Source organism: Streptomyces sp. NPDC056128 (genome assembly GCF_042263835.1).
GTDB lineage: Bacteria > Actinomycetota > Actinomycetes > Streptomycetales > Streptomycetaceae > Streptomyces.
Map to the genome: position 1 here is coordinate 671,566 of NZ_JBHJVQ010000001.1, position 26,943 is coordinate 698,508.

Sequence of the window (26,943 nt, forward strand, 5' to 3'; positions counted from 1 at the left end):
GTCGTCCACCGGCGTCAGCGCTCCAGCTCCTTGTGCGCCGTCTCCGGCAGCCGCAGGTACACCAGCGAGGACAGCAGGCACAGGACAGCCACGTACCAGGGGAACAGCCCGGAATGGCCCAGGTCCTTGAAGAGCGTGCCCACGTACGGTGCCGTGCCGCCGAACAGGGCGACCGTGAGCGAGTAGGGGAAGCCGATCCCGGCCGCCCGCACCCGGGGCGGGAAGATCTCGGCGTTGACCGCGGCGCTGATGGAGGTGAAGCCGGTCAGCAGGATCATCCCGGCGCACTGCACCAGCAGCAGGACGGCGAAGGAGTCCCGCAGGGAGTGCAGCAGCGGCACGCTCAGCAGGGCGAACCCCACGCCGAAGAAGAGCAGCAGCGGGCGGCGCCCGAAGCGGTCGGAGAGCATGCCGCCCACCGGCTGGAGCAGCGCGAAGAAGGCCAGCGAGAGGGTGCCCGCGAGCAGCGCGTCCGACTTGGCGAGGCCCGTGTTGAGTTCGGCGTAGGTCGGCAGGTACGACGTCCAGGTGTAGTAGGCGATGGTGCCGCCCGCCGTGATGCCGCAGATCAGCAGCGACTCGCGCGGATGGCGGCGCAGCGCCTCGAACAGGCCGGGCCGCGGGGCCTGCCGCTGCTCCTCGCTGCGGGTCTCCTGCGCGCCCTGCCGGATCCAGAAACCGACCAGACTGAGCACCGCCCCGAGGACGAAGGGGACGCGCCAGCCCCAGCCGTTCATCCGCTCCTCGCTCAGCGTGTTCACCAGCACCGTCGCGACACCGGAGGCGACGAGCTGCCCGGCCGTCGTCGAGACGTACTGGAAGCTGGAGAACAGGCCGCGCCGCCCCGGCCCCGCCGACTCCACCAGGAAGGTCGTCGAGGCCGCGAACTCGCCGCCCACCGACAGCCCCTGGAGCAGCCGTGCGACCACCAGCACCACCGGGGCCAGCACACCGGCCGCCGCGTAGGTCGGGGTCAGGCCGACCAGCAGGCTGCTGCCGCCCATCAGCAGGATGGTGACCGTCAGCGCGGCGCGCCGTCCGCGCCGGTCGGCGATCGCGCCCATCAGCAGCCCGCCCACGGGCCGCATGAAGAAGCCCACGGCGAACACCGCGAACGTCGACAGCAGCGGCACCAGCGAGTTGTCCGCGCTCTCGGGAAAGACCTGGTCGGCGATGTACGTGGCCAGGAAGGTGTACGCGTACCAGTCGTACCACTCCACGGCGTTGCCCACCGAGGCGGCGAGGAGCTGGCGGACGGGCCGTCGGGCCGGGGGTGCTTCCGTGTGCATGCCTGTCATGATCGCGACCATCCCCGGGTGGCCGGCCCGGCACACCTCGCGTACCCACGACTTTCACACCGGCGCCACCGGACCCTTCCCTGACGTTTGCTGCTCCTGGAACACTCCTTTCGCGCGCAATCCGTCATCATCCGGCACCGTCCCGGCCGGTTGAACCCCCCAAGGCGAGAGGTCTCCCACCCCCATGCCAGACGTCAACCGCCGCAGGTTCCTCCAACTCGCTGGCGCCACCTCCGCGTTCAGTGCGCTGTCCGCGAGCATCGAGCGGGCCGCGGCGCTCCCGGCGAACCACCGTTCGGGGACGATCGAGGATGTCGAGCACATCGTCGTCCTGATGCAGGAGAACCGTTCTTTCGACCACTACTTCGGCAAGCTGCGCGGTGTCCGCGGCTTCGGCGACCCGCACCCGGTGACGCTGGGCAGCGGCCGGTCGGTGTGGCACCAGCCGGGCAGCGACGGCAAGGAGGTGCTGCCGTTCCACCCGGAGGCCGACGACCTCGGCATGCAGTTCCTCGAAGGGCTCCCGCACGGCTGGTCCGACGGCCAGGACGCCTACCACGACGCGAAGTACGACCGGTGGCTGCCCGCCAAGGGCACCACCACCATGGCGTACCTCACCCGAGAGGACATCCCCTTCCACTACGCGCTCGCCGACACCTTCACCGTCTGCGACGCCTACCACTGCTCCTTCATCGGCTCCACCGACCCCAACCGCTACTACCTGTGGTCGGGTCACACGGGCAACGACGGCACCGGCGGCGGGCCGGTCCTCGGCAACGACGAACTGGGCTACGACTGGACCACGTACCCGGAGCGGCTGGAGGCGGCCGGGATCTCCTGGAAGATCTACCAGGACATCGGCGACGGCCTGGACGCGGCCGGCCACTGGGGCTGGATCGACGACGCCTACCGCGGCAACTACGGCGACAACTCGCTGCTGTACTTCAACAAGTACCGCAACGCGAAGCCCGGCGACCCCCTGTACGACAAGGCGCGCACCGGCACCGACGCGAAGAGCGGCGAGGGGTACTTCGACCGGCTCCGCGCCGACGTCAAGGCGGACCGGCTGCCGAAGATCTCCTGGATCGCCGCGCCCGAGGCGTTCTCCGAGCACTCCAACTGGCCGTCGAACTACGGCGCCTGGTACATCTCCCAGGTCCTGGACGCGCTCACCGCCAACCCGGCGGTCTGGGCGAAGACCGCGCTGTTCATCACCTACGACGAGAACGACGGCTTCTTCGACCACCTGGTGCCGCCGCTGCCGCCGAAGTCCGCCGCGCAGGGCCGGTCCACCGTCGACGTCTCCCTCGACGTCTTCCAGGGCAGCGCCAGTCACCGCGAGGGCTTCTACGGGCTCGGCCCGCGCGTGCCCATGCTGGTCGTCTCGCCCTGGAGCAAGGGCGGATACGTCTGCTCCGAGACCTTCGACCACACCTCGGTCATCCGGTTCATGGAACGCCGCTTCGGCGTGCGCGAACCCCAGATCTCGCCGTGGCGGCGCGCCATCTGCGGCGACCTGACCAGCGCCTTCGACTTCTCGCGCAAGGACAGCCGCCCGGCCGCCCTGCCGGACACCGACGCCTACGAGCCGCCGGACCGCGAACGCCACCCCGACTACCGTCCGACGCCGCCCGCGGACCCGGACATGCCCCGGCAGGAGCGCGGCCGGCGCCCCACCCGCCCGCTGCGCTACGCCCCGCACGTGGACGGCGCCGTGGACGCCGCGGCCGGGAAGTTCACGCTCACCTTCGCCTCCGGCGCCGCGGCCGGTGCCGCCTTCCTCATCACCTCCGGCAACCGCACCGACGGCCCCTGGACGTACACCACCGGGGCCGGCAAGTCCGTCGCGGACACCTGGAACTCGGCGTACTCGAAGGGCTCGTACGACCTGACCGTGCACGGCCCCAACGGCTTCCTGCGCGTCTTCAAGGGCCCCAACAAGACCGCCGGACCCGAGGTCACCGCCCGGCACACCGGCGACGACGTCCGGCTGACCCTCACCAACAGCGGGACCTCGGTGGTCCGGCTGAAGGTCGAGAACGCGTACGGCGGCCGGAGCAAGACCCTCACCGTGCGTCCCGGCACCACCGTGCGCCACACCGTCGACCTGGAGCGGAGCCGACGCTGGTACGACCTGACCGTCACCTCCGCCTCCGACCCGGCGTACCTGCGCCGCTTCTCCGGCCACGTGGAGAACGGCCACCCCGGGCTGAGCGACCCGGCCCTCGCCACGGACTGACCCGGCCCGCCCTCAGAGCCGCGTGAGGTGCCCCGGCCCCGGCTGCCGGGGCACCAGTGTCTCTGCCGCGTCCGGCTCGGCGGGCGGCGCGGGCGGGCATGCCACGGGCGCCCGTGAGTGACCCGCGCTCGTCACGGACTGACCCGGCCCGGTCTCAGAGCCGCGTGAGGTGCCCCGGTCCCGGCTGCCGGGGCACCAGCGTCCCCGCCGCGTCCGGTTCCGGGGTCGGCACGGGAGGCGGGGTACGGGTGTCGGGCGGGTGTGGTGTCGCGCGGCTCAGCTGGATCACGCCGCAGGCGGCCAGCGCCGCACCGGTCAGGGCGAGGAGTACGCCGCCCGGGCCGCCGCGCAGCCGCTCGCCGAGCAGGGAGAGCCCGATCACCGCGGCGGCCACCGGATTGGCCAGTGTCACCACGGCGAGGGGGGCGCCCAGGCCGCCCCGGTACGCCGTCTGCGAGAGGAGCAGACCGCCTGCCGCGAAGGCCGCCACCAGCACCGCCACCCCGACGACCTGCGCGCTGAGCAGCGGGTCCGAGCGGTCCGTGACGGCGACCGTGACGGTCTGGGTGAGCGCCGAGGCGACCCCGGAGGCGATGCCGGACGCCGTCGCGTGCCGCAGCCCCGGCCGGGTGCCGGGCCACGCCAGCACACCGATCAGCGCGGCCGTCGCGCCGGACACCGCCAGCGCCTCGGCCACGCTCAGGGAGTCGTCGGGCGCGGGCCCCGACGCGGTGAGCAGCAGCGCGCCCAGCCCCAGCAGCGTCAGCCCGGTGCCCCGCCACTCGACGGCGCTCACCCGCCGGCCCGCCAGCCGCGCCCCGAGGGGCACCGCCGCGACCAGGGTGAGCGCCCCCAGCGGCTGCACCACGGTGAGGGGCCCGTACCGCAGGGCCACGACGTGCAGCAGCGCGGCCGACGCGTTGAGCGCGACCGACCACCACCAGGCACCGGACGCCAGCAGCCGGAGCATCCCCGCGCCGGCGCCGCGCGCGGCCAGCCGCTCCTGGGCGACGGCCGCGGCGGCGTAGGCGCACGCGGAGACCAGGGAGAGCAGGACGGCGACGAGAGCGGCGTTCATCGGGCCGCCCCGACCAGCTCGGGCCCGGCCGACGCCCGGCGCCGCGGCTGCGGCCGGCGCGGCGGCAGCGCGCACCGCGGCCGGTGCGGCGGGCGCAGCACCGCGAGCGCCAGACCGAGCAGCGCCGTGGCCGCGACCACGTCCAGCCAGTAGTGGTTCGCGGTGCCCACGATCACCAGCAGGGTCAGCAGCGGATGCAGCAGCCACAGCCACCGCAGCCGGGACCGGGTCGCGACGATCAGGCCGACCGCCAGCATCAGCGCCCAGCCGAAGTGCAGCGACGGCATCGCCGCGAACTGGTTCGACAGCTCGTCCGTGGCGGGCGGCCCGTACACCGAGGGGCCGTACACCCGGGCCGTGTCGACCATCCCGGCGGCGCCCAGCATGCGCGGGGGCGCGAGCGGGAACAGCAGGTGCAGCACCAGCGCCGCGCCGGTCACGGCGGCCAGCACCCGGCGCGCCCACACGTAGTGCGCGGGCCGTCGCAGGTAGAGCCAGACCAGGAAGGCCACGGTGGCCGGGAGGTGCACGGCGGCGTAGTAGGCGTTCGCCGAGTGGACCAGCGCGTCGCCGTGCAGGAGCAGGGACTGCACCGAGCCCTCGTCGGGCAGCCGCAGCGCCCGTTCCCCGTCCCACACCCGACGGGCGTTGCGGAAGGCCTCCGCCGTGTGTCCCGTCACCAGCCGCCGGCCGAACTTGTACACGAGGAAGAGCCCGGCCACGAGCAGCAGCTCACGGACGAGCGGCGGGCGCGCGGGCGTGCCCGGCACCGGCTGTGGAGGCTCCGCTCCGGCGGGCTCGCTGCGGGCGTTCATCCCCCGGCCTCTCATCGATACGACCTCGTTCCGATACGACAGTGTACCGATACGCTCGGGTACCGGTACACTGGCGTATCGATAGACACTCGAGGCACACTCGAGACACACCGGACGAGGAGCAGGGACCATGACGTCGCAGGCCGCGGACCGACCGGAAGCGGTCGGCGCCTCGCGCCGCTCCAAGCTCACGCCCGAGCGTGAGCAGGAGTTCTTCGACGCCGTGCTCGAACAGATCCGGGCCTGCGGGTACGACGCCGTCACCATGGAGGGCATCGCCGCCAGCACCAGGTGCAGCAAGTCCACGCTCTACCGGCAGTGGAAGACCAAGCCCCAGTTCGTGGCCGCCGCCCTGCGCTCCCACCGGCGGGTGCGCTTCGCCGGCATCGACAGCGGATCGCTCGCCGAGGACCTGCGCCAGGCGGCCCGCATCGCGGGGGAGTGGTCCGGCAAGGACACCCTCCTCCAGGCGCTCGGGCACGCGGTCATGCAGGACCCGGAGCTGCAGCGCGCACTGCGCGAGGCCCTGGTGGAACCGGAGATCGCCGCCCTGCGGGAGATCCTGCGGCGCGGGGTCGAGCGCGGCGAGGTCGACGCGGACCATCCGGCCCTGGAGTACGTGCCGGCGCAGATGTTCGGCGTGCTGCGGATGCGGCCCGTCGTCGAGGGCGAGTACGCCGACGCGGAGTACCTCGTCCGGTTCGTGGAGGCCGTCGTGCTCCCGGCGCTCGGCCTCCCCTGAGACCCAGGCCGCCGTCCATGGGATGACTGGACGGTGGTCTGCCCGCGCCGCACCGTGGGGACGGGGGCGGCGCGCACCCCCGGCCGGGCCGGGGCGCCCTCTGAGCGGAGGGGCGCCCCGCCCGGCCGATCAATGTGCGGGCCCGGGTCCGGTCAGACGTCCTGCCCGTTGCCGCCCCCGGCGGCGCCCGCCTCGATGCCCTTGGTGATCTCGTCGATCACGGCCTGCTTCTCCCCGACGTCGACGCCGAAGCGGACGACGACGATGCGCTGGGGATCGGCCGGCGAGGGGAAGGCGAGCGACTGGACGTACCCGTCGGCGCCCTTGGCGGTGACCGCCTGCCAGCGGACCAGGTAGCCCTTCTGCCCGGCGACCGTGACCGCCTTGGCCGCCAGTTCCTTGTGCGAGGTGATCCCGCCGTAGGACTTGCCGCCGTAGGATTCCTCGGCGTTCGCCTCGATGTCGGCCTTCGCGACCTCCTCCGCCGTGTCGCCCTTGGTGCGCAGCACCATCGCCGGGGCCGAGTAGGCGCCGCCCTTGGTGCACGTCTTGGCGGTGTCGCCGGGGCACTTGTAGCTGTCGTCGGACGTCACCGACGCGCCGACCTCCATCTGCTGCCCGGACCAGCCGTCCGGGATGGGCAGGGTGATCCCGCTCAGCCGGTCCGGCACCGACCCGCTGTCGATCGTCGGCGGCTCCGACTCGCCGGGCGAGTCCGGCGCGGGCGACTCGCCGCCCCCGCCGCCGTCTCCGCCGTCGCCGCCGCGCGAGTCGCCGAAGGGGTCGTCCTCGCCGGGGCCGCCCCGGTCCTGCTGCGAGGATCCCGCGCTGTCGCCGTCCGAGCCGTCCCCGGCCAGCGCGTACACGCCGACCCCGATGCCGGCCAGCACCGCAACCGCCGCCGCGACGGCTATGCCGGTACGCAGCCGTCGCCGCCGCGCGGAGGGCGGTTGCACGGGCATGCCCGGATAACCCTGGTGCACGGGGTACGGCCCCGGCGCCGCGACCGGCGCCGGAGGCTGCGCGGGAGGGGCCCACGCGGCGTCCTGCCCGGCGGGGCGGACCTGGTCCGTCCACGCCTTGCCGTCCCACCAGCGTTCGGTGGCGGGACCGTCCTGCTTCTGTCCGGGGTCCGGGTGCCACCCGGGAGGAGTCACCTGCGTCATGTGCACACCGTATGAGGCGTCGGTGAAAGCCGGATGAGAGGCCCGGCGACGATGTCCGCCGCATGTCCGCCGTAGGCCGCCCGCCGACCCGCCACCGCCCCGCGGCAGCGACGAGTTGACGCCGCCCGCCCGGTACCACCGCAGATGACGGGCCCGGCACGTCGTCCGGGCTTTACCCCATGTCACCCGTCACGGCAACTGCTCGCCGGACCACGCACCACGTGCCCGGCCGGAGGGCTAGGCTCAGTGCTCGTACGTCATTCGGGCGACTTGGGGAGGTAGCGGGATGACGGAGGTACGGCGGGCGGTCGCCGCCTCGGCCTCCCTCTGGGAGCGCGACGAGGAAGTCGCCACCATCACGCGGGCGGTCGACACCCTCTACGCCGACCGCTCGTCCCCCGGCCTGCTGCTGGAGGCGCGCGGCGAGGCCGGGGTGGGCAAGAGCGCGCTGCTCGCCGAGACCCGCCGCATCGCCGAGGCGCTCGGCTGCACCGTCTGGTCGGCACGCGGCGGCGAGACCCTCAGGTCCGTCCCCTTCAACGTCGTACGCCAACTCCTCCAGCCCGCACTGGTGTCGATGCTGCCCGAGGAGGCCCGCGAGTACCTCGGAGACTGGTACGACATCGCGGGCCCCGCCCTCGGCATAGCGGACCCCGGCGAGCGGCAGGCCGACCCGCAGGGCGTGTGCGACGGCCTGGTCGCCGCCGTGCGCCGCCTCGCCCGCCGGGAGTGGCCACTGGTGCTGCTGATCGACGACGCCCACTGGGCCGACCAGGAGACGCTGCGCTGGCTCGCCGCGCTCGCCGGACGGCTCGACGAGACCTCCGTGCTGATCGTCCTGGCCCGCCGCCCCGGCGACGTGAGCGGCGACAGCGCCCGCCACCTCGACGAGGCCGCCGCCGTGGGCCGGCCGCTCGCCCCGCTGAACGCCCTCACCCCCGACGCGACGGCCGGACTGACCCGCGCCACGCTGGGAGCCCACGCCGACGCCGCGTTCTGCCGCGAGGTGTGGGCCGTCACCGGCGGCAACCCCTACGAGACCGTCGAACTCCTCGCCAAGGTCCAGGACAGCGAACTGCAGCCGGTCGAGGCGGAGGCCGCCGAACTCCGTGCCCTGAACCGCTCCGCCCGCGGCGGCGGACTCGTCGCCCGCCTGGAACAACTCGGCGTCGACTCCACCCGGTTCGCCTGGGCCGCCGCCATCCTCGGCGGCGGCATCACCGTCGACATGGTGGCCCGCCTCGCCACCCTCGACCGCGCCGACGCCGCCCGCTGCGCCGAGCTGCTGTGCGACGCCCGCATCCTCGCCGCGACCGACCCCGTACCGGGCCAACCGGGCAGCGGCGACCTGGAGTTCGTCCATCCGCTGATCGCCACCGCCGTCTACAACTCCATCCCCGACGCGCTGCGCACGGCGATGCACGGCATAGCGGCCCAACTGGTCACCGACTCCGGCCTCGGCGCCGCGGCCGCCTCCCGCCACCTGCTCCAGGTCTATCCCGACGACGACCAGGAAGTCGTCGGGCAACTGCGCGAGGCCGCCCGGGAACACCTCGCCGTCGGAGCCCCGGACGCGGCCCGCCGCTGCCTGGAACGCGCGCTGCAGGAACCGCCGTTGCCCGACGCCCACGCGCGCGTGCTCTACGAGCTGGGCTGCGCCACCCTCCTCACCGCGCCCGCCACCACCATCGGCCACCTGCGCACCGCGCTCGCCATGCCCGGACTCGACGGCGAGCAGCGCGTCGACGCCGTCTTCCGGCTGTCCCAGGCCCTGCTCCACAACGACCAGCTGGAGGAGGCCGTCCGCACCGTCGAGGCGGAGGCCGCCCGCAACCCGGACCCGTCCGCGCGGCTGCGGCTCCAGGCCGTCCAGTACATGTGGGAGGGCATCCACGCGGGCGAGACGTCCTCGCCCCGCCGCTCCGCCCGCCTGGCCGAACTCGCCGCCACCTGCACCGGCCGCGACAACGCCGAACGCGCCCTGCTCATCCTGCGCGGCTTCGACGCCATGACGCACGGCGAGAGCGCCGAGGAGGTCGTCGAACTCTGCGACCGGGCCCTGGTCAACGGCCGCCTCGCACCCGGGCTCGGCTGGACCGACACCGAGTGGGGCCTGGAACTGCCCATGATGCTGGCCAGTTCGTACGCCTACGCCGACCGGCTCGACCGCGCCGAGGCACTGTTCACCGAGGCCCTGCGCGCCTACGAGACGGCCGGCTGGAGCGGCGGCCACCTCTCCCTCGCGCACGCCTACGTCGGCCTCGGCCACCGCAGGCGCGGCCGCCTCAAGGAGGCCGAGAAGTCGCTGCGCGAATCCCTGCGCATCGCCGAACGCGTCGGCCGCGGACTGCCGTTGTACTGGTCGGCGATCTGCAACCTGATCGACACCCTGCTCGCCCGCGGCCACGTCGCCGAGGCCCGGAGCCTCGCCGACCAGTACGGCTTCGCCCCGCCCTACCCGTCGACGATCGTGCTGCCCGACCCCCGCTCCGTGCGCGGCCGGCTGCTGCTGGCGACCGGCCGCACCGAGGAGGGCGTCAACGAGCTGGAGGCCGCCGAGAAGGCCGCCGCCGCCCGCGGCCGGCACAACCCGGTGGTGGTGCCGTGGGCGACCGAACTGGCCCGCGCCCTCGCCACCGAGGACCCCGGCCGCGCCGTCCGGCTGGCCAGTGACGCCCGCCGCCAGGCCGAGCGCTTCGGCACGGACACCGCCATAGGAGAGGCCCTGCGCTGCGCCGCCGCGCTGGAGACCGGCCAGCGCGCGGTCCGGCTCGCCGCCCAGGCCGTCACCTACCTGGAGGCCTCGCCCTGCCAGTACGAACACGCCGCCGCCCGCGTGGAGTACGGCATCGCGGCCCGCTCGGCGGCCGAGCTGAACCGGGGGCTCGCGCTGGCCGACTCGTGCGGCGCCGACGGGCTGGTGGCCCGGGCCCGCGAGGCGCTGGCGGTGGTACACGCGGGCTGACGGCCCGCCCCACCGGGGGACCTCACCCCGGGGTGCCGTCCTCCTCGGCCAGCACCCGCTGGGCCGTCGCGAACGCCGAGTTGGCCGCCGGCACCCCGCAGTACACCGCCGTCTGGAGCAGCACCGCACCGATCTCGTCCGGCGTCAGCCCGTTGCGCCGCGCCGCCCGCACGTGCATGGCCAGCTCCTCGTAGTGGCCGTGCGCGACCAGCGCGGTCAGCGTGACCAGGCTGCGCTCGCGCCGGGACAGCGTCTCGTCGGTCCAGATCTCGCCCCACGCGTAGCGCGAGATGAAGTCCTGGAAGCGGGCGGTGAACGGGGACTGGCGGGCCTGCGCCCGGTCCACGTGCGCGTCGCCCAGCACCTCGCGCCGTACCGCCATGCCCCGCCGGGCGTCACCGTCGAGATGCGCCCGCAGGGCGGTCAGCACCGCCTCCGGACGCTCGGCCGGCGCCAGGTGCGAGGCGCCGGGGATCTCCGTCAGCGTCGCTCCCGGCACCGCGTCGGCGATCTCCCGCAGATGCGCGGGCGGCGTGGCCGGGTCCTCGCGCCCGGCGATCAGCAGCGTCGGCGCGGTGATGTCGCCGAGCCGGTCCCGCAGGTCGAAGGCGGCCAGCGCGTCGCAGCAGGCGGCGTAGGCGCCGGGGTCGGCGTCCCGGTGGTCCCGGACCAGCCGCGGCACGGTGAACCCGGGGGTGAACCACCGGGCGTCCGCGCCGTCCGCCAGCCGCGCCAGCCCCTCCGCGCGCACCCGCGCGGCCCGCTCCTCCCACGGCTTCGCGCCGTTGAAGTGCGCCGACGAGCAGACGACCGCCAGCGACGACACCCGCTCCGGATGGTGCACGGCCAGGTGCAGACCCACCGCCCCGCCCAGCGACACCCCGGCGTAGGCGAAACGCTCCACCCCGAGCGAGTCGGCGAGAGCCAGCACCAGTTCGGCGAGGTCACCGACGGTGGCGCCCGGCCCGATGAGGTCCGCCGCCGAACCGCCGTGCCCGGGCAGGTCCCAGCGGATCACCCGGTGCCCCGTGGACAGCTCGGGCGCCACCGCGTCCCACAGGGCGTAGGAGGTGCCCAGCGAGGGCCCGAGCAGCAGCGGGGGTGCGGAGGAAGGGCCTTCGGTCAGGTGGTCGAGCATGGTCAACGTCGCTCCAGAGCACGGTCGGTCAGGGCTCCCGCGGAGCCGGTGTAACGGGCGGGGTCGGTGAGGGCGTCGAGGTCCAGATCCCGCAACTCCGGTACCTCGGCGAGCAGTTCGCGCAGCGTCCGGTCCTCGGCGTACGTGCGCGCCGCCAGCTCGGTGAGCAGCGCCCTGGCGCGGGACCGCCCGAGCACCGGCGTCAGTTCGGCGGCGAGCCGCTCGGACACGATCAGTCCGTGGGTGAGGCCGAGGTGCGCGCGCATCACGTCCGGCCGCACCCGGAGCCCCTCGGCCAGCTCGGCGGCGTCACGGGCCGCGCCGCCGGCCAGCCGCAGCAGGTCGCGCAGCGGCTCCCACTCGGCGTGCCAGGCGCCCGCCGGACGCTCGTCCTCGGCGGTCAGCGAGCCGTACAGCACCGCCGCGAGCTGCGGCGCCCGCCGGGCCGCCGCCGCGATCAGCGTGGACCGTACGGGGTTGGCCTTGTGCGGCATCGCCGAGGAGCCGCCGCCACCGCCCTCGGCGACCTCGCCGATCTCGGTGCGGGAGAGGGTCAGCACGTCGGCGGCGATCTTCCCGAGCGCCCCGGCGGCGAAGGTGAGGGCGCCGGCCAGGTCGGCGACCGGGGTGCGCAGCGTGTGCCACGGCAACAGCGGTGCCCGCAGGTCCAGTTCGCGGGCGTACGCCGCAGGAAGTGCCATGGGGTCCGGCGCGCCGTAGGCCCCGAAGGCGGCCAAGGTGCCCGCCGCGCCGCCGAGTTGCGCGGGCAGGGTGTCGCGTACGGCGGCGACGCGGTCCCGCGCGTCCAGGACCAGCGCGCGCCATCCGGCCGCCTTCAGCCCGAAGGTCGTCGGCACGGCGTGCTGGGTGAGCGTCCGGCCCGGCATCGCCGTGTCCCGGTGCCCGGCGGCCAGCAGGGCCAGCGCGCGTTCCGTCCGCGTGAGATCGGGGAGCAGCAGGTCCAGGGTGCGGGCGGCGACCAGCATCGTCGCCGTGTCCATGATGTCCTGGCTGGTCGCCCCCCGGTGCACGTACGGCCCGTACTCCTCACCGACCGCCTCGGTCAGGTCGGCCACCAGGGGGATGACCGGGTTGCCGCCGCTCCGGGCGCGTGCGGCCAGCGACCGTACGTCGAACCGGGCCGGATCACCGGCGGCCTCCGTCACCGCGGCCGCCGCCCCGGCGGGCGCCAGTCCCAGCGCGGCCTGGGCGCGGGTCAGGGCCGCCTCCGCGTCCAGCAGGGCCCGCAGATAGGCGCGGTCGCCGGTCGCCGACGCGGCCGGCGAGCCCGCCCGGCCGGGGGCGAGCAGGCTCGTGCCGGCATCGCCGGGATCCGCGGGTGATGTCACTGGAACTCCAGGAAGACCGTCTCGCCCTCGCCCTGAAGGCGGATGTCGAAACGGTACGTCCCACGGCCCTCGTCCGCCGCGACCAGCGTGTCGCGGCGCTCCGCCGGCACCCGGGCCAGCAGCGGGTCGGCGGCGAGCAGCGCATGGTCGTCCGGCAGGTAGATCCGGGTGTACAGGTGCACGAGGAGTCCGCGCGCGAACACGCACACGCTGACGCAGGGCGCGCTCCGCCCGCGAGCCCCGGGCCGCAGTGTCCGCGCGTACCAGTGGCCGTTCGCGTCGGTCTGGATCCGGCCGAAGCCGGTGAACTCCACGCCGTTGCGGCCCAGGAAGCCGCCGGAGGCGGGATCGCGCCGCATGGAGCCGTCGGCGGTCGGCGTCCTGCCCTCGGTGTCCGGACCCCACAGCTCCACGAGCGCGTCCGGCAGCGGGGCGCCCTCCCCGTCGTACACGTACCCGTGCACGGTGATCGTGTCCGGATGGCCGGCCGGCGCGATGTCCTCGCCGCCGGGGAAGGGCAGCGCGTACCCGTAGAACGGGCCGACCGTGTGCGACGGAGTGGGCAGGACCTGCCCCGGCTCGCTGGTGTCGATCTTCGTCATGGGGGTCAGCGTCCTTCTTCGATCCAGGTGGCGTTCGGGCCGTCGAGCACGATGTCCCAGTGGTAGCCGAGCGAGAACTCGGGCACGGACAGGTCGTGGTCGTACGTCGCGATCAGCCGCCGCCGGGCGGCGTCGTCGGTCACGGACTGGAGGATCGGGTCGTACGGGAACAGCGGGTCGTTCGGGAAGTACATCTGCGTCACGAGCCGCTGCGTGAACGCCGACCCGAACACCGAGAAGTGGATGTGCGCCGGACGCCAGGCGTTGACGTGGTTGCGCCACGGGTAGGGGCCGGGCTGCACGGTGGTGAAGCGGTAGCGGCCGTCGCCGTCGGAGAGGGTGCGGCCCACCCCGGTGAAGTTCGGGTCCAGCGGCGCGTCGTGCTGCTCGCGCTGGTGCGCGTACCGTCCCGCCGAGTTGGCCTGCCAGATCTCCACGAGCTGGCCGCGCACGGGCTTTCCGTTCCGGTCGAGCAGTCGGCCGGAGACGGTGATGCGCTCGCCGACCGGCTCCCCGGTGTGCTGCCGGGTCAGGTCGTTGTCGATCCCGGTGAGATCCCGCTCTCCGAAGGCGGGGGAGGACAGCTCCACCAGCTCCGGGTCCTGGCGGACGTCGATGGCGATCGGCGGCTGCTTCGGGTGGCGCAGCACCGAGGAGCGGTACGGGGCGTAGTCGCGGCGCGGGTGGTGCTCGACGGGCGCGCCGTCGGCGACCCGCTTCTCGTACGCGGCGTGCTCGGCCGCGATCTCCGCGTCGATGTCGTGCTGGGTGAGAGGCATGGGGATTCCCGTGGGTGACAGGGGCTAGCGGTCGAGGACAAGGGCCAGGCCTTGGCCGACACCGATGCAGAGGGTGGCGACGCCGGTGCCGCTGCCCTTGCGGGCCAGTTGGTGCGCGACGGTCCCGGCGAGGCGGGCACCGGAGGCGCCCAGCGGGTGGCCCAGCGCGATGGCTCCGCCCTGGGGGTTGAGGATCGCGGGGTCGAACTCCGGCCACTCGGCTTCGCAGCCGAGCACCTGGGCGGCGAAGGCCTCGTTGAGTTCGAGGACGTCCAGGTCGGCGAAGGTCCGCCCGGCCTTGGTCAGGGCGCGGTGCACGGCTTCGACGGGGGCGAGACCGAAGTAGTGCGGGTCGGTCGCCGAGACGCCGGTGGCGGAGATCCGGGCGAGCGGTTCGCGGCCGGTGGCCTTCAGGCCCTCCTCGTCGGTGAGGAGCAGGGCTGCCGCGCCGTCGTTGAGCGGCGAGGCGTTCCCCGCGGTGACGGTCCCGTCGGTCTTCCGGAACGACGGCTTGAGCTTCGCCATCGCCTCCAGTGAAGCGGTCGGGCGTACGCACTCGTCGGCGGCGAAGTCCACCGGGTCGCCCTTGCGCCGCTCCACCGGGACGGGCGCGAGTTCCGCGTCGAACAGGCCGTCGGCCTGGGCGCGGGCGGCCTTGTGGTGGGAGGCGAGGGCGTACTCGTCCTGCCGCTCGCGGGTGATCCCGTGCTTGTCGGCGATCAGTTCGGCCGACTCCCCGAGCGGGATCGTCCACTGCGGGTCCATCCTCGGGTTGACCATGCGCCAGCCCAGGGTGGTCGAGTACAGCTCGGTGTGCCCTGCGGGGAAGGGCCGGTCCGACTTGGGCAGGACGTACGGCGCCCGGGTCATCGACTCCACCCCGCCCGCGAGGGCGATCGAGGCGTCGCCGACGGCGATGGCGCGCGCGGCCTGGATCACGGCTTCGAGCCCGGAGGCGCACAGCCGGTTCACGGTGACGCCGGGGACGGTGGTGGGCAGGCCGGCCAGGAGGGCCGCCATGCGGGCGACGTTGCGGTTCTCCTCACCGGCGCCGTTGGCGTTGCCGAAGTACACGTCCTCGATCCGGGACGGGTCCAGGCCGGGGGTGCGGGCGAGGAGTTCACGGATCGCGTGCGCGGCCAGATCGTCGGGGCGTACGCCCGCCAGGCCGCCGTTGTACTTGCCGAACGGGGTGCGGACCGCGTCGACGACGTAGACGTCCTTCACTTCGCCTCCTCCGCGAGCGCCGGTTCCTCCGCCACGACGAGCGCGGCATCGGTCCTGGCGGTGATCTCTTCGACGCTCACGCCCGGCGCGGTCTCGACCAGGACCAGGCCGTCGGCAGTGACGTCGAGGACGCCGAGGTCGGTGATGATCCGGTCCACGCACGCCTTCCCGGTGAGGGGCAGCGCGCACTCCTGGAGGATCTTGGGCGAGCCGTCCTTGGCGGTGTGGGTCATCACCACGATCACGGTGCGGGCCCCGTGGACCAGGTCCATCGCCCCGCCTATCCCGGTGATCATCTTGCCCGGGACGGCCCAGTTGGCCAGGTCCCCGCCCGCCGACACCTGCATGGCCCCCAGTACGGCGACGTCGATGTGCCCGCCCCGGATCATGCCGAAGGACAGCGCGGAGTCGAAGAAGGCGGCGCCCGGCAGCACCGTCACCGTCTCCTTGCCCGCGTTGATCAGATCCGGGTCCACCTCGGCCTCGGTCGGGTAGCGGCCGGTGCCGAGGATGCCGTTCTCCGACTCCAGGGTGACCTCGACGCCCTCGGGGAGGTGGTTGGGGATCAGCGTCGGCAGGCCGATGCCGAGGTTGACGTACTGGCCGTCCTTCAGCTCCCGAGCCGCCCGCGCGGCCATCTCCTCACGCGTCCAGGCCATCAGGAACTCACCGTCCGCCGCTCGATCTTCTTCTCCGCCGCCTGCTCCGCCGTCAGCGCCACCACGCGCTGCACGAAGATGCCGGGCAGATGCACCTCGTCCGGGTCGATCCCGCCGGGCTCCACCAGCTCCTCCACCTCCGCGATCGTGACCCGCCCGGCCATCGCGGCCAGCGGGTTGAAGTTCCGGGACGACTTGGCGAACACCAGGTTCCCGTGCCGGTCGCCCTTGGCCGCCCGCACCAGCGCGAAGTCGGTACGGATGCCGCGCTCCAGTACGTACTCGGTCCCGTCGAACTCGCGGACCTCCTTGGGCGGGGAGGCCAGCGCGACCCCGCCGTCGCCGTCGTAGCGCCAGGGCAGACCGCCGTCGGCCACCTGGGTGCCGACGCCGGCCGGGGTGTAGAACGCGGGGATCCCGGCGCCTCCGGCCCGCAGCCGCTCGGCCAGCGTGCCCTGCGGGATCATCTCCACCTCCAGCTCCCCGCCGAGGTACTGGCGCGCGAACTCCTTGTTGGCGCCGATGTAGGACCCGGTCACGCGGGCGATCCGGCCGGCGGCCAGCAGCACCGCAAGACCGGACTCCATCGCTCCGCAGTTGTTGGAGACCACCGACAGGCCGTCGGTGCCGCGCTCGTACAGCGCCTGGATCAGTACGTTCGGCACACCGCTCAGCCCGAAGCCACCCACCGCGAGCGACGCGCCGTCGGGCACGTCGGCCACTGCCCCACCGGCCGTGGCCACCACCTTGTCCATCCGAGAAGCCCCATCTCTGACGCGAATTAATCAGGGCACTGAGTATTTCAGCGAGGTGTTCAACACGCTGCCATCGACCGGCCGAGGCGTCAAGGTCTGGAAAAGTACCCGGTAGATCGCTTGCTGAGGTGTCCGGCGGTTGGCGGCGGGCCGGGGTATCGTCAGTACACCTACGAAGTGACTACGGGAGAGCGCATGGCAGCGGTCGATCTGACCACCCATCCCGGACACCTGGCCCGGCGGCTCCAGCAGGCGCACTACCTGCTGTGGAACACGATGGTCTCCGAGGAGACCACCTCGCCGCAGTTCGCCGTCCTGAACGCCCTCGTCGCCGAGCCCGGCCTGGACCAGCGCACGGTGGGGGAGCGGGTGGGCCTGGACCGCTCCACCATCGCCGAGGTGATCAGCCGGCTGGGCCGCCGCGGGCTGCTCGACAAGGTCCGCGACCAGCAGGACGGCCGCCGGTTCCTGCTCCGGCTGACCGACGAGGGGCTGCGCGTCCACCGCAGGCTGAGCGTGCGGGTCGCCCGGATGAACCAGGTGTTCCTCGCCCCGCTCTCGCCCGACGAGCGGACCGCGTTCTTCGACCTGGTCCGCCGGGTCGCGGACGCCGCCGAGGGGCTGCGCAACCCGGAGTCGTCCGGGGTACCGGGCTGACGCGGGGCCGACGGCTCAGGAGCCGCCCGCGAAGACCACCCACACCTGGCCCTCGGCGAAGTTCAGCGCGGCGCCGTCGCGCGTGGTGAACTTCGTGCCGTCGGCGGCCGTGTCGCGCGTCCAGGTGGCGTCGTACGTCCGGCCGTCGCGCAGCACCTCCGCGCGGCCCGAGCCCACCGACTCGACGTAGGGGGAGTTGCTGCCGCGGAAGTCGCGGAAGGCGGAGTCGCGCACCGTCACGTGCTGCACGACGACCGTGGCCGGCGCCAGGCGTTCGCCGTCGGCCACGCCGGCCGGCGAGCCGTCCAGGGAGACCAGCCACCGGTCCCGGCTCTCCGACCAGGTGAAGGTGAAGCTCGTCGCGGGGTAACGCACGGTGCGGGAGGACTCCGCCCGGCCGCCCTCGGGCGCCTCGCCGAAGGTGAAGCCGGTGGTGAGGGCCCCGGCGCCCGCGGGTTCGGCCGACAGCTCGCCGGGCCGCAGGTAGAGGTTGTGCGGGGCCTGCCGGTCGTCGTTGCGGACGTAGGCCTCGGGTGCGTCGCCCGGTGTGACGGCACGCAGCGGAGCCTTCTCGATGAGCGGCAGCAGCTTGCTCTGGGCGCCGGAGAACGCCAGCGTCGGCCGGTCGAACTGGCGCAGCAGCTCCAGGTCGGACTCCCGGGCGCTGCGCACCGGCCCGACCTCCTCGGGCAGCTGGGTCGCGTAGAGCGCCATCAGCCGGCTCAGCCCGCCCTCCACCGGCTCCGCGTAGACGACGTCCGCGGCGTCCAGGCCGGTCTGGGGCCGGGCCTCGGGCGCGTTGTCGACCTTCACGGCGAGCACCGGGCCGGTGGCGGGTGCCGAGGTGTGCGACCGTTGCGGCTCCGGCGCCCGTCCGTTGTCGTTGCCGCCCGGCCCGGCCGTGCAGCCCGCGGCCAGCGCGACGGCCGCCGTCACGGTCACCAGCGCGGCTCCGCGTGCTCCGCGTGCTCCGTGTGCTCCGCGTGCGCGCCCCTCGCGCGTGCCGTGTGCGCGCGGGCTCCGTCCGTGCGTCCCTCGTCGCATCCCGACCATCCGTCCGCCCATCCCGTGTCATTGATTGTGCGCCTCTTGCAGCATTTAGTGCCATACCTGATCGAATCCGACAGGGCACACGGAACGAGGCAGATAATCCGCTGTTCGGCCGAAACCGTGGCCGGTTCAGTGACGAGGGGCCCGGGTACCCGGCCGAGACGCAGGAGCGCGACGCGCACGGCCACGGAGGGAGCCCGGGCGATGAAGGCAGTGACATGGCAGGGCAAGCGGGACGTCCGGGTCGAGGAGGTGCCCGACCCGCGGATCGAGGAACCGACCGACGCGGTCATCCGTGTCACCTCCTCGGGGCTGTGCGGCTCCGACCTGCACCTCTACGAAGTACTCACACCGTTCATGACACCGGGCGACATCCTCGGCCACGAGCCGATGGGCATCGTCGAGGAGGTCGGGTCCGAGGTGACCGGCCTGAAGCCGGGCGACCGGGTCGTGGTGCCGTTCCAGATCGCGTGCGGGCACTGCTACATGTGCGGCAGCGGCCTGCCGACCCAGTGCGAGACCACCCAGGTCACCGGCGAGGGCATGGGCGCCCCGCTGTTCGGCTACACCCGGCTGTACGGGGCGGTGCCCGGCGGTCAGGCCGAGTACCTGCGCGTACCGCAGGCCCAGTTCGGGCCGATCAAGGTGCCCGAGGGTCCGGCCGACGACCGCTTCGTCTACCTCTCCGACGTGCTGCCCACCGCCTGGCAGGCGGTCGCCTACGCCGACATACCCAAGGGCGGCAGCATCGCCGTGCTCGGTCTCGGCCCGATCGGCGACATGGCCTGCCGGATCGCGCTGCTCAAGGGCGCCGGCCGGGTCTTCGGCGTGGACCTCGTGCCGGAGCGGCTGCGGCGCGCCCGCGAGCGGGGCGTGGAGACCTTCGACCTGCGGGCCTTCGACAACGAGAAGGAACTGGTCGCCGCGATGCACGAGGAGACCGGCGGCCGCGGTCCCGACGCCGTGATCGACGCGGTCGGCACCGAGGCGCACGGCGGGACCGTGGCCAAGCTGGTCCAGCAGGCCGCCGCGGTGATGCCCCGGTCCATCGGCGGCCCGCTCGCGGAGCGGTTCAGCATCGACCGGCTCGCCGCCCTGTACACCGCGATCGAACTGGTCCGCCGCGGCGGCACCATCTCGCTCTCGGGCGTGTACGGGGGCACGGCCGACCCGATGCCGCTGCTGACCATGTTCGACAAGCAGCTCCAGCTGCGCATGGGACAGGCCAACGTACGCCGCTGGAGCGACGAGATCCTCCCCCACCTGACCGACGAGGACCCGCTCGGCGTCGACGACTTCGCCACCCACCGGGTGCCGCTGGCGGACGCGCCGCACGCGTACGAGATGTTCCAGAAGAAGCAGGACGGCGCGGTCAAGGTGCTCATGAAGCCGTGAGCGCCGGTGCCCGGGAAGGAGCCCTCACGGTCCGCCGAGGATCTCCGCGAGGTCGTAGCGGACCGGCTCCTCCAGCTGGGCGTAGGTGCAGCTCTCCGGCGTCCGGTCCGGGCGCCAGCGGCGGAAGCGGGCCGTGTGCCGGAAGCGCGCCCCGTTCTCCATGTGGTCGTACGCCACCTCGACGACCCGCTCCGGCCTGAGCGGCATCCAGGACAGGTCCTTCTTGCCCGACCAGCGGCTCGGTGCGCCCGGCAGCCGCGCCCCCTCGTGCGCCGACTCCTCCGCCCAGGCGGCCCACGGATGGCCCTGCGCGTCGTCCATGCGCAGCGGCTCCAGCTCCTCCACCAGCTCCGCCCGGCGCTTCATGGTGAAGGCGGCGCTCACCCCCACGTGCTGGAGGACGCCCCGGTCGTCGTACAGACCGAGCAGCAGCGAGCCGACCACGGGGCCGCTCTTGTGCAGGCGGTATCCGGCGACGACCACGTCCGCCGTCCGCTCGTGCTTGATCTTGTACATGGCCCGCTCGTCCTGCCGGTACCCCAGGTCGAGCGGCTTGGCGACCACCCCGTCGAGCCCCGCGCCCTCGTACCGCTCGAACCACTGCCGGGCCACCTCGATGTCGTCCGTCGCCGGTGCCACGTGCACGGGCGGCGTCACCCCGGACAGCGCCCGCACCAGCAGCGCCCGCCGGTCGGCCAGCCCCACGTCGAGCAGGGACTCGTCGTCCAGGGCCAGCAGGTCGAAGGCGACCAGCGAGGCCGGCGTCCGCTCGGCCAGCATCCGCACCCGGGAGTCCGCCGGATGGATCCGCTCGGTCAGCGCGTCGAAGTCCAGATGCCCCTCCCGCGCGATCACGATCTCCCCGTCCACCACGCACCGCTCCGGCAACCGCTCCCGCACCGCCACCACCAGCTCCGGAAAATACCTGGTCAACGGCTTACCGGTACGACTCCCCAGCTCCACATCGTCCCCGTCCCGGAACACGATCGCCCGAAACCCGTCCCACTTGGCCTCGTAGTGCATCCCCGACGGAATCTTCGCCACGGACTTGGCGAGCATCGGCTTCACGGGCGGCATGACGGGAAGGCGCATGGTCCGACTGTAGGAGCGCGGTGCCGTCCCCGCCTGATATGCGAAGCCAAGGCCGTGCGCCTACCGTGGCTCGCATGGCGGAAGCGGTGGAACTGGAGGCGGGTGGCCGGAGCGTGCGGCTGTCCAGCCCGGGGAAGGTGTTCTTCCCGGAGCGGGGCTACACCAAGCTCGACGTGGCCCGGTACTACCAGGCGGTGGCCCCCGGCATCCTGCGCGCCCTGCGCGACCGCCCCACCACCCTGCAGCGCTACCCGGACGGGGTCGGCGGCGAGTGGTTCTACCAGAAGCGCGCGCCCAAGGGCATGCCCGACTGGATCCCGACCGCGCACATCACCTTCCCCAGCGGCCGCAGCGCCGACGAGATGTGCCCCACCGAGGAGGCGGCGGTCCTGTGGGCCGCCCAGTACGGCACCCTCACCTTCCACCCCTGGCCGGTGCGGCGCGCCGACGTCGACCACCCCGACGAACTGCGCATCGACCTCGACCCGCAGCCCGGCACCGACTACGACGACGCCGCCCGCGCCGCCCACGAACTGCGCGCGGTACTGGAGGAGTTCGGCGGACTGCGCGGCTGGCCCAAGACCTCGGGCGGGCGCGGCATCCACGTCTTCGTGCCGATCAAGCCGCGCTGGACCTTCACCCAGGTGCGGCGCGCCGCCATCGCCGTCGGCCGCGAGATGGAGCGGCGGATGCCGGACCGGGTGACCATCAAGTGGTGGAAGGAGGAGCGCGGCGAGCGCATCTTCATCGACTACAACCAGACCGCCCGCGACCGCACCATCGCCTCCGCCTACTCGGTGCGCCCCCGCCCCAACGCCCCGGTCTCCGCTCCGCTGACCTGGGACGAGGTGGGCGTCGCGCACCCGCAGGACTTCGACATCACGACCATGCCCGCGCGCTTCGCCGAACTCGGCGACGTGCACGCGGGCATGGACGATCAGCGGTACTCCCTCGACGCCCTGCTCGAACTGGCGACGAAGGACGAGCACGACCACGGGCTCGGCGACCTGCCGTACCCGCCCGAGTATCCGAAGATGCCGGGGGAGCCCAGCCGGGTACAGCCGAGCCGGGCCAGGAAGCACGCTCCCGGCCCGGACGGGCCTACAACTCCTTGATCCGGACGTCCCGGTACGAGACGACGTCCGTCGTGCCGTGCACCTGGAGTCCGACGTAACCGGAGGCGAACCGCCGCCCGTCCGTGCCCGGGTCGTCCGAGCGCGGCGGGGTGAAGTCCTGGCCGCCGGTGTTGTCGAACTCGTTGATCAGCACGCCGTTGCGGAACACGGAGTAGTGCTGGTCGACCACGCGGATCTCGTAGTCGTTCCAGGTGCCCTTCTCCGTCACCCCCGCACCGGCCAGACCCACCCGGTCGAAGCCGTAGAGCGAGCCGGTCTTGTACATGTCGCCGGTGGGGCCGTCGAAGACCTGCACCTCGTGGCCGTACTTGATGGCGACCCACTCCGGCCGGGACTCCTCCGGGTGGTCGTGCACCTGCGGGAAGCGCACGAACACGCCGCCGTTGGTGTTGGCGGTCCCCGCCGCGTCGTCCCGCCACTGGAGCTTCAGCGAGAAGTCGCCGTACTTGCGCTCGGGGAACCACAGCATGCCCATACCCGGCGTGGTGGTGCTGGAGGTGATCGACCCGTCCGCGTTCAGCCCGAACGAACCGCCGCCCACCTGCTGCCACTTGGCGAAGGACGCCTGGGTGCCGTCGAGGATGGTGCGGTAGCCCTCGGTCTGGCCGGGCTTGCCGATCCCGGACTGGCGGGCGGCCTTGTTGATCGCCTTGACCTCCCGGTTGTCGACGACCCCCTCGTCCCGGAGCGTGTCCAGCACCTCACGCACGTGCTTGAGGAAGAGCTGCTGGGACGACCACTCCTTCTCGTCCTCGATCATCTCGTTGATCCGGCACCGGTTGTTGGTGACCCGGTTCGGCACACCGGTGTCCACCGTGCCGACGATCACCGTCTGGCGCTCGTCGAACTCCGGGCAGGGCGGACCCGGAACCTGGCCCGCCACCACCGTGAAGCTCACCGTCACCGGCTCGGAGGTGTTGCCGGCCTTGTCGCTCGCCCGGTACGCCACGGTGTGCCGGCCGACGCGGTCGACGACCACGGGAGCGGAGTACGCCAGGTAGGGCCCGGCGTCCAGCGAGTACTCGACACCGGCGACGCCGGAGCCGCCCTCGTCCGTGGCGTTGACGGTCACCTTCGCGCTGCCGACGTACGCGCCGTCGGAGTTCTTGGTGCCGTCCACGGTCGCGCCGGTCACCGGCGGGGTGGTGTCCTGAGGGGGAGCGGCGACCACGGTGAAGGCGACGCTCTTCTCCGCGGCGGCGTTGCCCGCCTTGTCGGTGGCCCGGTAGCGGACCGTGTGCTCGCCGACCTCGTGCACCATGACGGGCGCGGTGTACGCCTGCCAGGCGCCGTCGCCGACGGCGTACTCGATGGTGTTGACGCCGGAACCGGTGTCGGAGGCGGTGACGGTCACCGTCGCCATGTCGATGTAGGCGCCGTCGGGGTTCTTCTCACCGCTGACCGTCGCCGAGGTCTCCGGCGCGGTCGTGTCGTCGGTGTCGGGGGCGACCACCGTGAAGTCGACGCTCTTCTCGGCGGCCGCGTTGCCCGCCTTGTCGAACGCCCGGTAGCGCACCGTGTGATCGCCGACCTGGTCGACCACGACCGGCGTGGTGTACGGCTGCCAGGCGCCGTCCGCCCCGATCGCGTACTCGACCCGGTCGACGCCGGAGCCGCCGTCCTCGTCGGTGGCGGCGACGGTCACGCTCGCCGAACCGACGTACTGCCCGTCGGCGTTCTGCGTGCCGCCCACCTCGGCCGAGGTCTCGGGCGCGGTGGTGTCGTCGCCACCGCCGCCCTCGGTCACGGTGAGCACGCCCGTCATCTGGCCGTGCCCGGGGATCGTGCAGTGGTACTTGTACTTGCCTGGGGTCAGGGTGACCTCGGCGGTGTGCTTGCCGCCCTGGGCGTCGCCCGGGTTGGCGAGGATGTTGAGCTGGACGTCGCTGTTGTACTCCGGGTCGCTGGTGATGAACGTCAGCGTGTGCGGCATGCCGGTGGTGTTGCCGGTGGCCTCACTGTTCTCGAAGACGATCGTGGCCGGTCCGGCCACCGCCGTCTCCGGCGCGGACGTGTACTTGGTGATGTCGTCGCCGGCGGTCCAGGTCAGGACCTGGTCGGCCGCCTCGGCCCGCGGAGCCGGCCGCCCGTCCTGGGCGGACGCCGTCTGCAGTCCGAGCATCATCAGCAGGCCGGCCAGCAGCGCGGCCCACATTCTTCGTTGGCGTATCACTCGGTCCTCCTGGCCAGCTGTCCGGCGGCCGGCGTCGGGCCGCCGCCCTCGTAGGTGACCCGCCACAGCGCCGACTTGGCGTCCGAGGTGAAGAAGCCGCGGCCGTAGTCGAGGACGTACAGCGCGCCGTCCGGGCCGAACTTCCAGCCCATCAGGTTCTTGATGCCGTCGTTGCCGACCGGCACGATCTTCTTCAGGGACTCCGAGTGCACCGGCAGACCGCCGTCGCCCTGGGTCTTCGGGTCCATCAGCACGGCGTTGCGCGGCTGGTCGGAGTCGTAGAAGTCACCGACGAACCACTTGCCGTCCCAGTACGCGGGCCACTTGGTCGCACTGGTGCTGTCCGCGTCGTAGCGGTAGACCGGGCCGTTCATCGCGGCCTGGCCGCCGCCCTTGAGCCAGGGCAGCTTGTAGGTGGCCTCGTCCTGCTTGTACGACGGGATCCCGTTCTCGTCGCGCGGGAAGTCGGGGCCGCCGCCCTGCGGCGAGTACCAGATGTTGTTGCCGGTCACCGGCGGCAGGTTGACCAGGCCGTCGTTGTTCGGCGACTCGTTCTTCGGGGCGTCGCAGTCGTACCAGCCCAGCGGCTTCGACGGGTCCGGCAGGTTCCGGTCCCGGTACGGCTGCTTGTTGCCCATGCAGTACGGCCAGCCCCGGTTGCTCGCCTTGGTGATGGTGGCGAACGTGTCGTACTTCGCGGGGCCCCACGTCGGCGAGGGAGCGCCGGCGTCCGGGCCGACCCACCCGGCGTAGAGGATGTCGGTCGCCTTGTCGACGGAGATGCGCGCCGGGTTGCGGACGCCCATCACATAGATCTCGCCCCGCGTCTTGCCACCGCCCTCGGCGGTCTCCTCGCCGGTGAAGAGGTTGCCCTCGGGGAGCGTGTAGGTCCCGTCCGGCTCCGGGTGGATGCGCAGGATCTTGCCGTTGAGGTTGTTGGTGTTGCCGGCGGTGCGGCGCGCGTCGGCGAAGGACACGCCCTTGAAGTTGGGCTGCGGGTTGTTGCCGGAGTAACCGTCGCTGAAACCACTGGAGTTGTTGTCACCGGTGGCGATGTACAGGTTCCCCTTGGAGTCCCAGGCCATCCCGCCGCCCGCGTGGCAGCAGCTGTGGATCTGCACCGGCCACTTCAGCAGCACCTTCTCGCTGCCCAGGTCCAGCTTGTTGGTCGCCTGGTCGAGGGTGAAGCGCGAGACGCGCCGCTCGGCCATGTGGGTCTCGCGGTTGATCTCGGAGTGCGGCGTGTAGTGCAGGTACACCCAGCCGTTCTCGCTGAACCGCGGGTCCAGCTCGATGCCGAGCAGGCCCTCCTCGACCTTGATCAGCTCGTCGCCGCCGCCCTTGTTGCCGAAGATGGTCAGGGCACCGGCGAGGGTGACCTTCTTGGTCTTCGGGTCCCAGACGTGGATCTCGCCCTTGCCCTTGCCGATGTTCGGGTCGTTCCAGTCGGTGACCACGGGCTGGGAGGAGTCGGCGCCACCGCGGCCGATGTAGAACACCCGCCCGTCGGGGGCGGTGACCAGGCCGTGCGGTTCGCCGATCTGGTCGTTCTGGCCCGGCTGGTTGGGCTGGGTCAGCCGCTCGGCCTTGTAGTTGCCGGTGATGGTGGCCTTGCAGTCGGCCTGCGACAGCCGCGACGTCCACAGCAGGGCGCCGCGCAGGTGGGAGCGGAACTCCGTCTCGTCGTACGACGACACCGTGCCGCCCATGCCGGTGTAGAAGGACCGGCCGCCGTCGTAGTCCCGGCACCAGCTGACGGGGTGGTCCCAGCCGTTGGCGCTCTCCCCGGGCGCGTACGTCGACTCGCGCACCCGGGCGACGGTGTGCACGTCACCGGACGGGTTCTTCTGCCAGTTGAGCCACTCGTCGGGCCGCTTCCACTCCGCCGGCAGGTCCTTGGTGGCCGGATGACGCCGGTCGCCGACCTCGACGGTGGCCCGCTGGACCTTGGTGGGGCTGGAGGCGGCGGGACGCGCGCCGACCAGACCGGTGAACCAGTCCGAGTACGGCTCCGCGCGGGCCGCGTCGTGGACGCCGACGAACCCGCCGCCGGCCTCCATGTACGCCTCCAGGCCCGCCTCCTGCGCCGGATCGAGGACGTCGCCGCCCCCGGTCAGGAACACGATCGCGTTGAAGCGGCCGAGCTTCTTCTCGTTGGTGAAGACGTCGGCGTTGTCCGTGGCCTGGACCTGGAAGCGCTCCTTCTGCGGGCCGGACAGCCCGATCCGCTCGATGGCCGCGATCCCGGCGTTCACGACCGGCGACTCGTCACCGGCCGCGGCGGAACCGTAGAACACCAGCACACGTACGTTGGAGCCGCCCGGGGGCGACTTGATCGACATCGTTGTCAGGGACGGATCCGGCGCCGGACGTGCGCTGGCGGTCGGGCCAGCCAGCAGTCCCGCGGCGACGAAACCGGCGGTGGCGAACGCCGCCCATCCTCTTCTTCTCGCGCTCAACCCTCTTAAGGGCATGGGCACCTCCTCGGTCACGGCAGCAGCGCCAAGGAAGCTAGACCTCTTTGCGTGGTTCGCCAATAGGTATGACCGGGATCCAACGAACTTTGTCCTGAGTGTGGATAAACGCGGCGCCAACCGGTACGGTCCCACAGGCTCATCACAGCCAATC

Annotated in this window: 21 protein-coding genes; 6 read left to right on the forward strand and 15 right to left on the reverse strand. The window is 72.8% G+C overall.

Annotation, left to right across the window (positions count from 1 at the left end):
• Positions 1-14: 14 nt before the first annotated feature.
• Entirely contained in the window at positions 15-1,310 is a 1,296-nt protein-coding gene (locus tag ACFC1X_RS02905; protein WP_376348181.1) for an MFS transporter, read from the reverse strand.
• A 172-nt stretch (positions 1,311-1,482) separates the two neighbouring features.
• Here ACFC1X_RS02905 and ACFC1X_RS02910 point away from each other — a divergent pair, with 172 nt between their 5' ends.
• Positions 1,483-3,537, forward strand: coding sequence for a phosphocholine-specific phospholipase C (locus ACFC1X_RS02910; RefSeq protein ID WP_376348182.1), 2,055 nt, complete (start codon positions 1,483-1,485; stop codon positions 3,535-3,537).
• 154 nt (positions 3,538-3,691) lie between these two features.
• Here the strand turns inward: ACFC1X_RS02910 and ACFC1X_RS02915 are convergent, their stop codons facing one another.
• Complete coding sequence (locus tag ACFC1X_RS02915; RefSeq protein ID WP_376348183.1) at positions 3,692-4,615, reverse strand: hypothetical protein; 924 nt, start codon at positions 4,613-4,615, stop codon at positions 3,692-3,694.
• Positions 4,612-5,430 (reverse strand): phosphatase PAP2 family protein, encoded by an 819-nt coding sequence (locus tag ACFC1X_RS02920; RefSeq protein ID WP_376348184.1) that lies wholly within the window; start codon positions 5,428-5,430, stop codon positions 4,612-4,614. Before ACFC1X_RS02920 ends, ACFC1X_RS02915 begins: the two co-directional genes overlap by 4 nt.
• A gap of 130 nt (positions 5,431-5,560) precedes the next feature.
• Here ACFC1X_RS02920 and ACFC1X_RS02925 point away from each other — a divergent pair, with 130 nt between their 5' ends.
• Entirely contained in the window at positions 5,561-6,172 is a 612-nt protein-coding gene (locus ACFC1X_RS02925) for a TetR/AcrR family transcriptional regulator (protein WP_376348186.1), read from the forward strand.
• Positions 6,173-6,324: 152 nt separating this feature from the next.
• Here ACFC1X_RS02925 and ACFC1X_RS02930 read toward each other — a convergent pair whose 3' ends face one another.
• A complete protein-coding gene (locus ACFC1X_RS02930) occupies positions 6,325-7,338 on the reverse strand; it encodes a DUF2510 domain-containing protein (protein WP_376348188.1) in 1,014 nt (337 codons plus the stop codon).
• 286 nt (positions 7,339-7,624) lie between these two features.
• Here ACFC1X_RS02930 and ACFC1X_RS02935 point away from each other — a divergent pair, with 286 nt between their 5' ends.
• A complete protein-coding gene (locus ACFC1X_RS02935; protein WP_376348190.1) occupies positions 7,625-10,303 on the forward strand; it encodes an AAA family ATPase in 2,679 nt (892 codons plus the stop codon).
• A gap of 22 nt (positions 10,304-10,325) precedes the next feature.
• Here ACFC1X_RS02935 and pcaD read toward each other — a convergent pair whose 3' ends face one another.
• Genes pcaD through ACFC1X_RS02970 form a run of 7 tightly spaced genes read right to left on the reverse strand, consistent with a single transcriptional unit; the run spans position 10,326 to position 16,812 of the window.
• The gene (pcaD, locus tag ACFC1X_RS02940; protein WP_376348191.1) at positions 10,326-11,441 is read right to left on the reverse strand and encodes a 3-oxoadipate enol-lactonase; all 1,116 of its coding nucleotides are present in this window, start codon (positions 11,439-11,441) and stop codon (positions 10,326-10,328) included.
• Between the two features lie 2 nt (positions 11,442-11,443).
• Positions 11,444-12,790 (reverse strand): 3-carboxy-cis,cis-muconate cycloisomerase, encoded by a 1,347-nt coding sequence (gene pcaB, locus ACFC1X_RS02945; RefSeq protein ID WP_376348193.1) that lies wholly within the window; start codon positions 12,788-12,790, stop codon positions 11,444-11,446.
• Entirely contained in the window at positions 12,787-13,392 is a 606-nt protein-coding gene (pcaG, locus tag ACFC1X_RS02950; RefSeq protein ID WP_376348194.1) for a protocatechuate 3,4-dioxygenase subunit alpha, read from the reverse strand. Before pcaG ends, pcaB begins: the two co-directional genes overlap by 4 nt.
• A 5-nt stretch (positions 13,393-13,397) precedes the next feature.
• Complete coding sequence (gene pcaH / locus ACFC1X_RS02955) at positions 13,398-14,171, reverse strand: protocatechuate 3,4-dioxygenase subunit beta (protein ID WP_376348195.1); 774 nt, start codon at positions 14,169-14,171, stop codon at positions 13,398-13,400.
• A gap of 24 nt (positions 14,172-14,195) precedes the next feature.
• Complete coding sequence (locus ACFC1X_RS02960) at positions 14,196-15,398, reverse strand: thiolase family protein (RefSeq protein ID WP_376348197.1); 1,203 nt, start codon at positions 15,396-15,398, stop codon at positions 14,196-14,198.
• Complete coding sequence (locus tag ACFC1X_RS02965) at positions 15,395-16,057, reverse strand: CoA transferase subunit B (RefSeq protein WP_376348199.1); 663 nt, start codon at positions 16,055-16,057, stop codon at positions 15,395-15,397. Before ACFC1X_RS02965 ends, ACFC1X_RS02960 begins: the two co-directional genes overlap by 4 nt.
• Positions 16,057-16,812 (reverse strand): CoA transferase subunit A, encoded by a 756-nt coding sequence (locus tag ACFC1X_RS02970; protein ID WP_352155944.1) that lies wholly within the window; start codon positions 16,810-16,812, stop codon positions 16,057-16,059. The genes ACFC1X_RS02965 and ACFC1X_RS02970 overlap by 1 nt, the downstream gene beginning before the upstream one ends.
• 195 nt (positions 16,813-17,007) lie before the next feature.
• Here ACFC1X_RS02970 and ACFC1X_RS02975 point away from each other — a divergent pair, with 195 nt between their 5' ends.
• Entirely contained in the window at positions 17,008-17,469 is a 462-nt protein-coding gene (locus ACFC1X_RS02975) for a MarR family winged helix-turn-helix transcriptional regulator (protein ID WP_125489850.1), read from the forward strand.
• 15 nt (positions 17,470-17,484) lie between these two features.
• Here the strand turns inward: ACFC1X_RS02975 and ACFC1X_RS02980 are convergent, their stop codons facing one another.
• Entirely contained in the window at positions 17,485-18,513 is a 1,029-nt protein-coding gene (locus ACFC1X_RS02980; protein WP_376348201.1) for a DUF3048 domain-containing protein, read from the reverse strand.
• Positions 18,514-18,723: 210 nt separating this feature from the next.
• Here ACFC1X_RS02980 and ACFC1X_RS02985 point away from each other — a divergent pair, with 210 nt between their 5' ends.
• Entirely contained in the window at positions 18,724-19,914 is a 1,191-nt protein-coding gene (locus tag ACFC1X_RS02985) for a zinc-dependent alcohol dehydrogenase (protein ID WP_376348203.1), read from the forward strand.
• Between the two features lie 24 nt (positions 19,915-19,938).
• Here ACFC1X_RS02985 and ACFC1X_RS02990 read toward each other — a convergent pair whose 3' ends face one another.
• Positions 19,939-21,006 (reverse strand): ATP-dependent DNA ligase, encoded by a 1,068-nt coding sequence (locus ACFC1X_RS02990; protein WP_376348205.1) that lies wholly within the window; start codon positions 21,004-21,006, stop codon positions 19,939-19,941.
• A 74-nt stretch (positions 21,007-21,080) separates the two neighbouring features.
• Here ACFC1X_RS02990 and ligD point away from each other — a divergent pair, with 74 nt between their 5' ends.
• A complete protein-coding gene (ligD, locus tag ACFC1X_RS02995) occupies positions 21,081-22,121 on the forward strand; it encodes a non-homologous end-joining DNA ligase (protein ID WP_376348207.1) in 1,041 nt (346 codons plus the stop codon).
• On the opposite strand, the gene ACFC1X_RS03000 is transcribed toward ligD, so the two are convergent.
• Positions 22,108-24,297, reverse strand: a complete 2,190-nt coding sequence (locus ACFC1X_RS03000; RefSeq protein ID WP_376348535.1) for an OmpL47-type beta-barrel domain-containing protein — start codon at positions 24,295-24,297, stop codon at positions 22,108-22,110. The two genes, ligD and ACFC1X_RS03000, sit on opposite strands and share 14 nt — an antisense overlap.
• A gap of 14 nt (positions 24,298-24,311) precedes the next feature.
• A complete protein-coding gene (locus ACFC1X_RS03005) occupies positions 24,312-26,789 on the reverse strand; it encodes a ThuA domain-containing protein (RefSeq protein ID WP_376348210.1) in 2,478 nt (825 codons plus the stop codon).
• Positions 26,790-26,943: the final 154 nt, after the last annotated feature.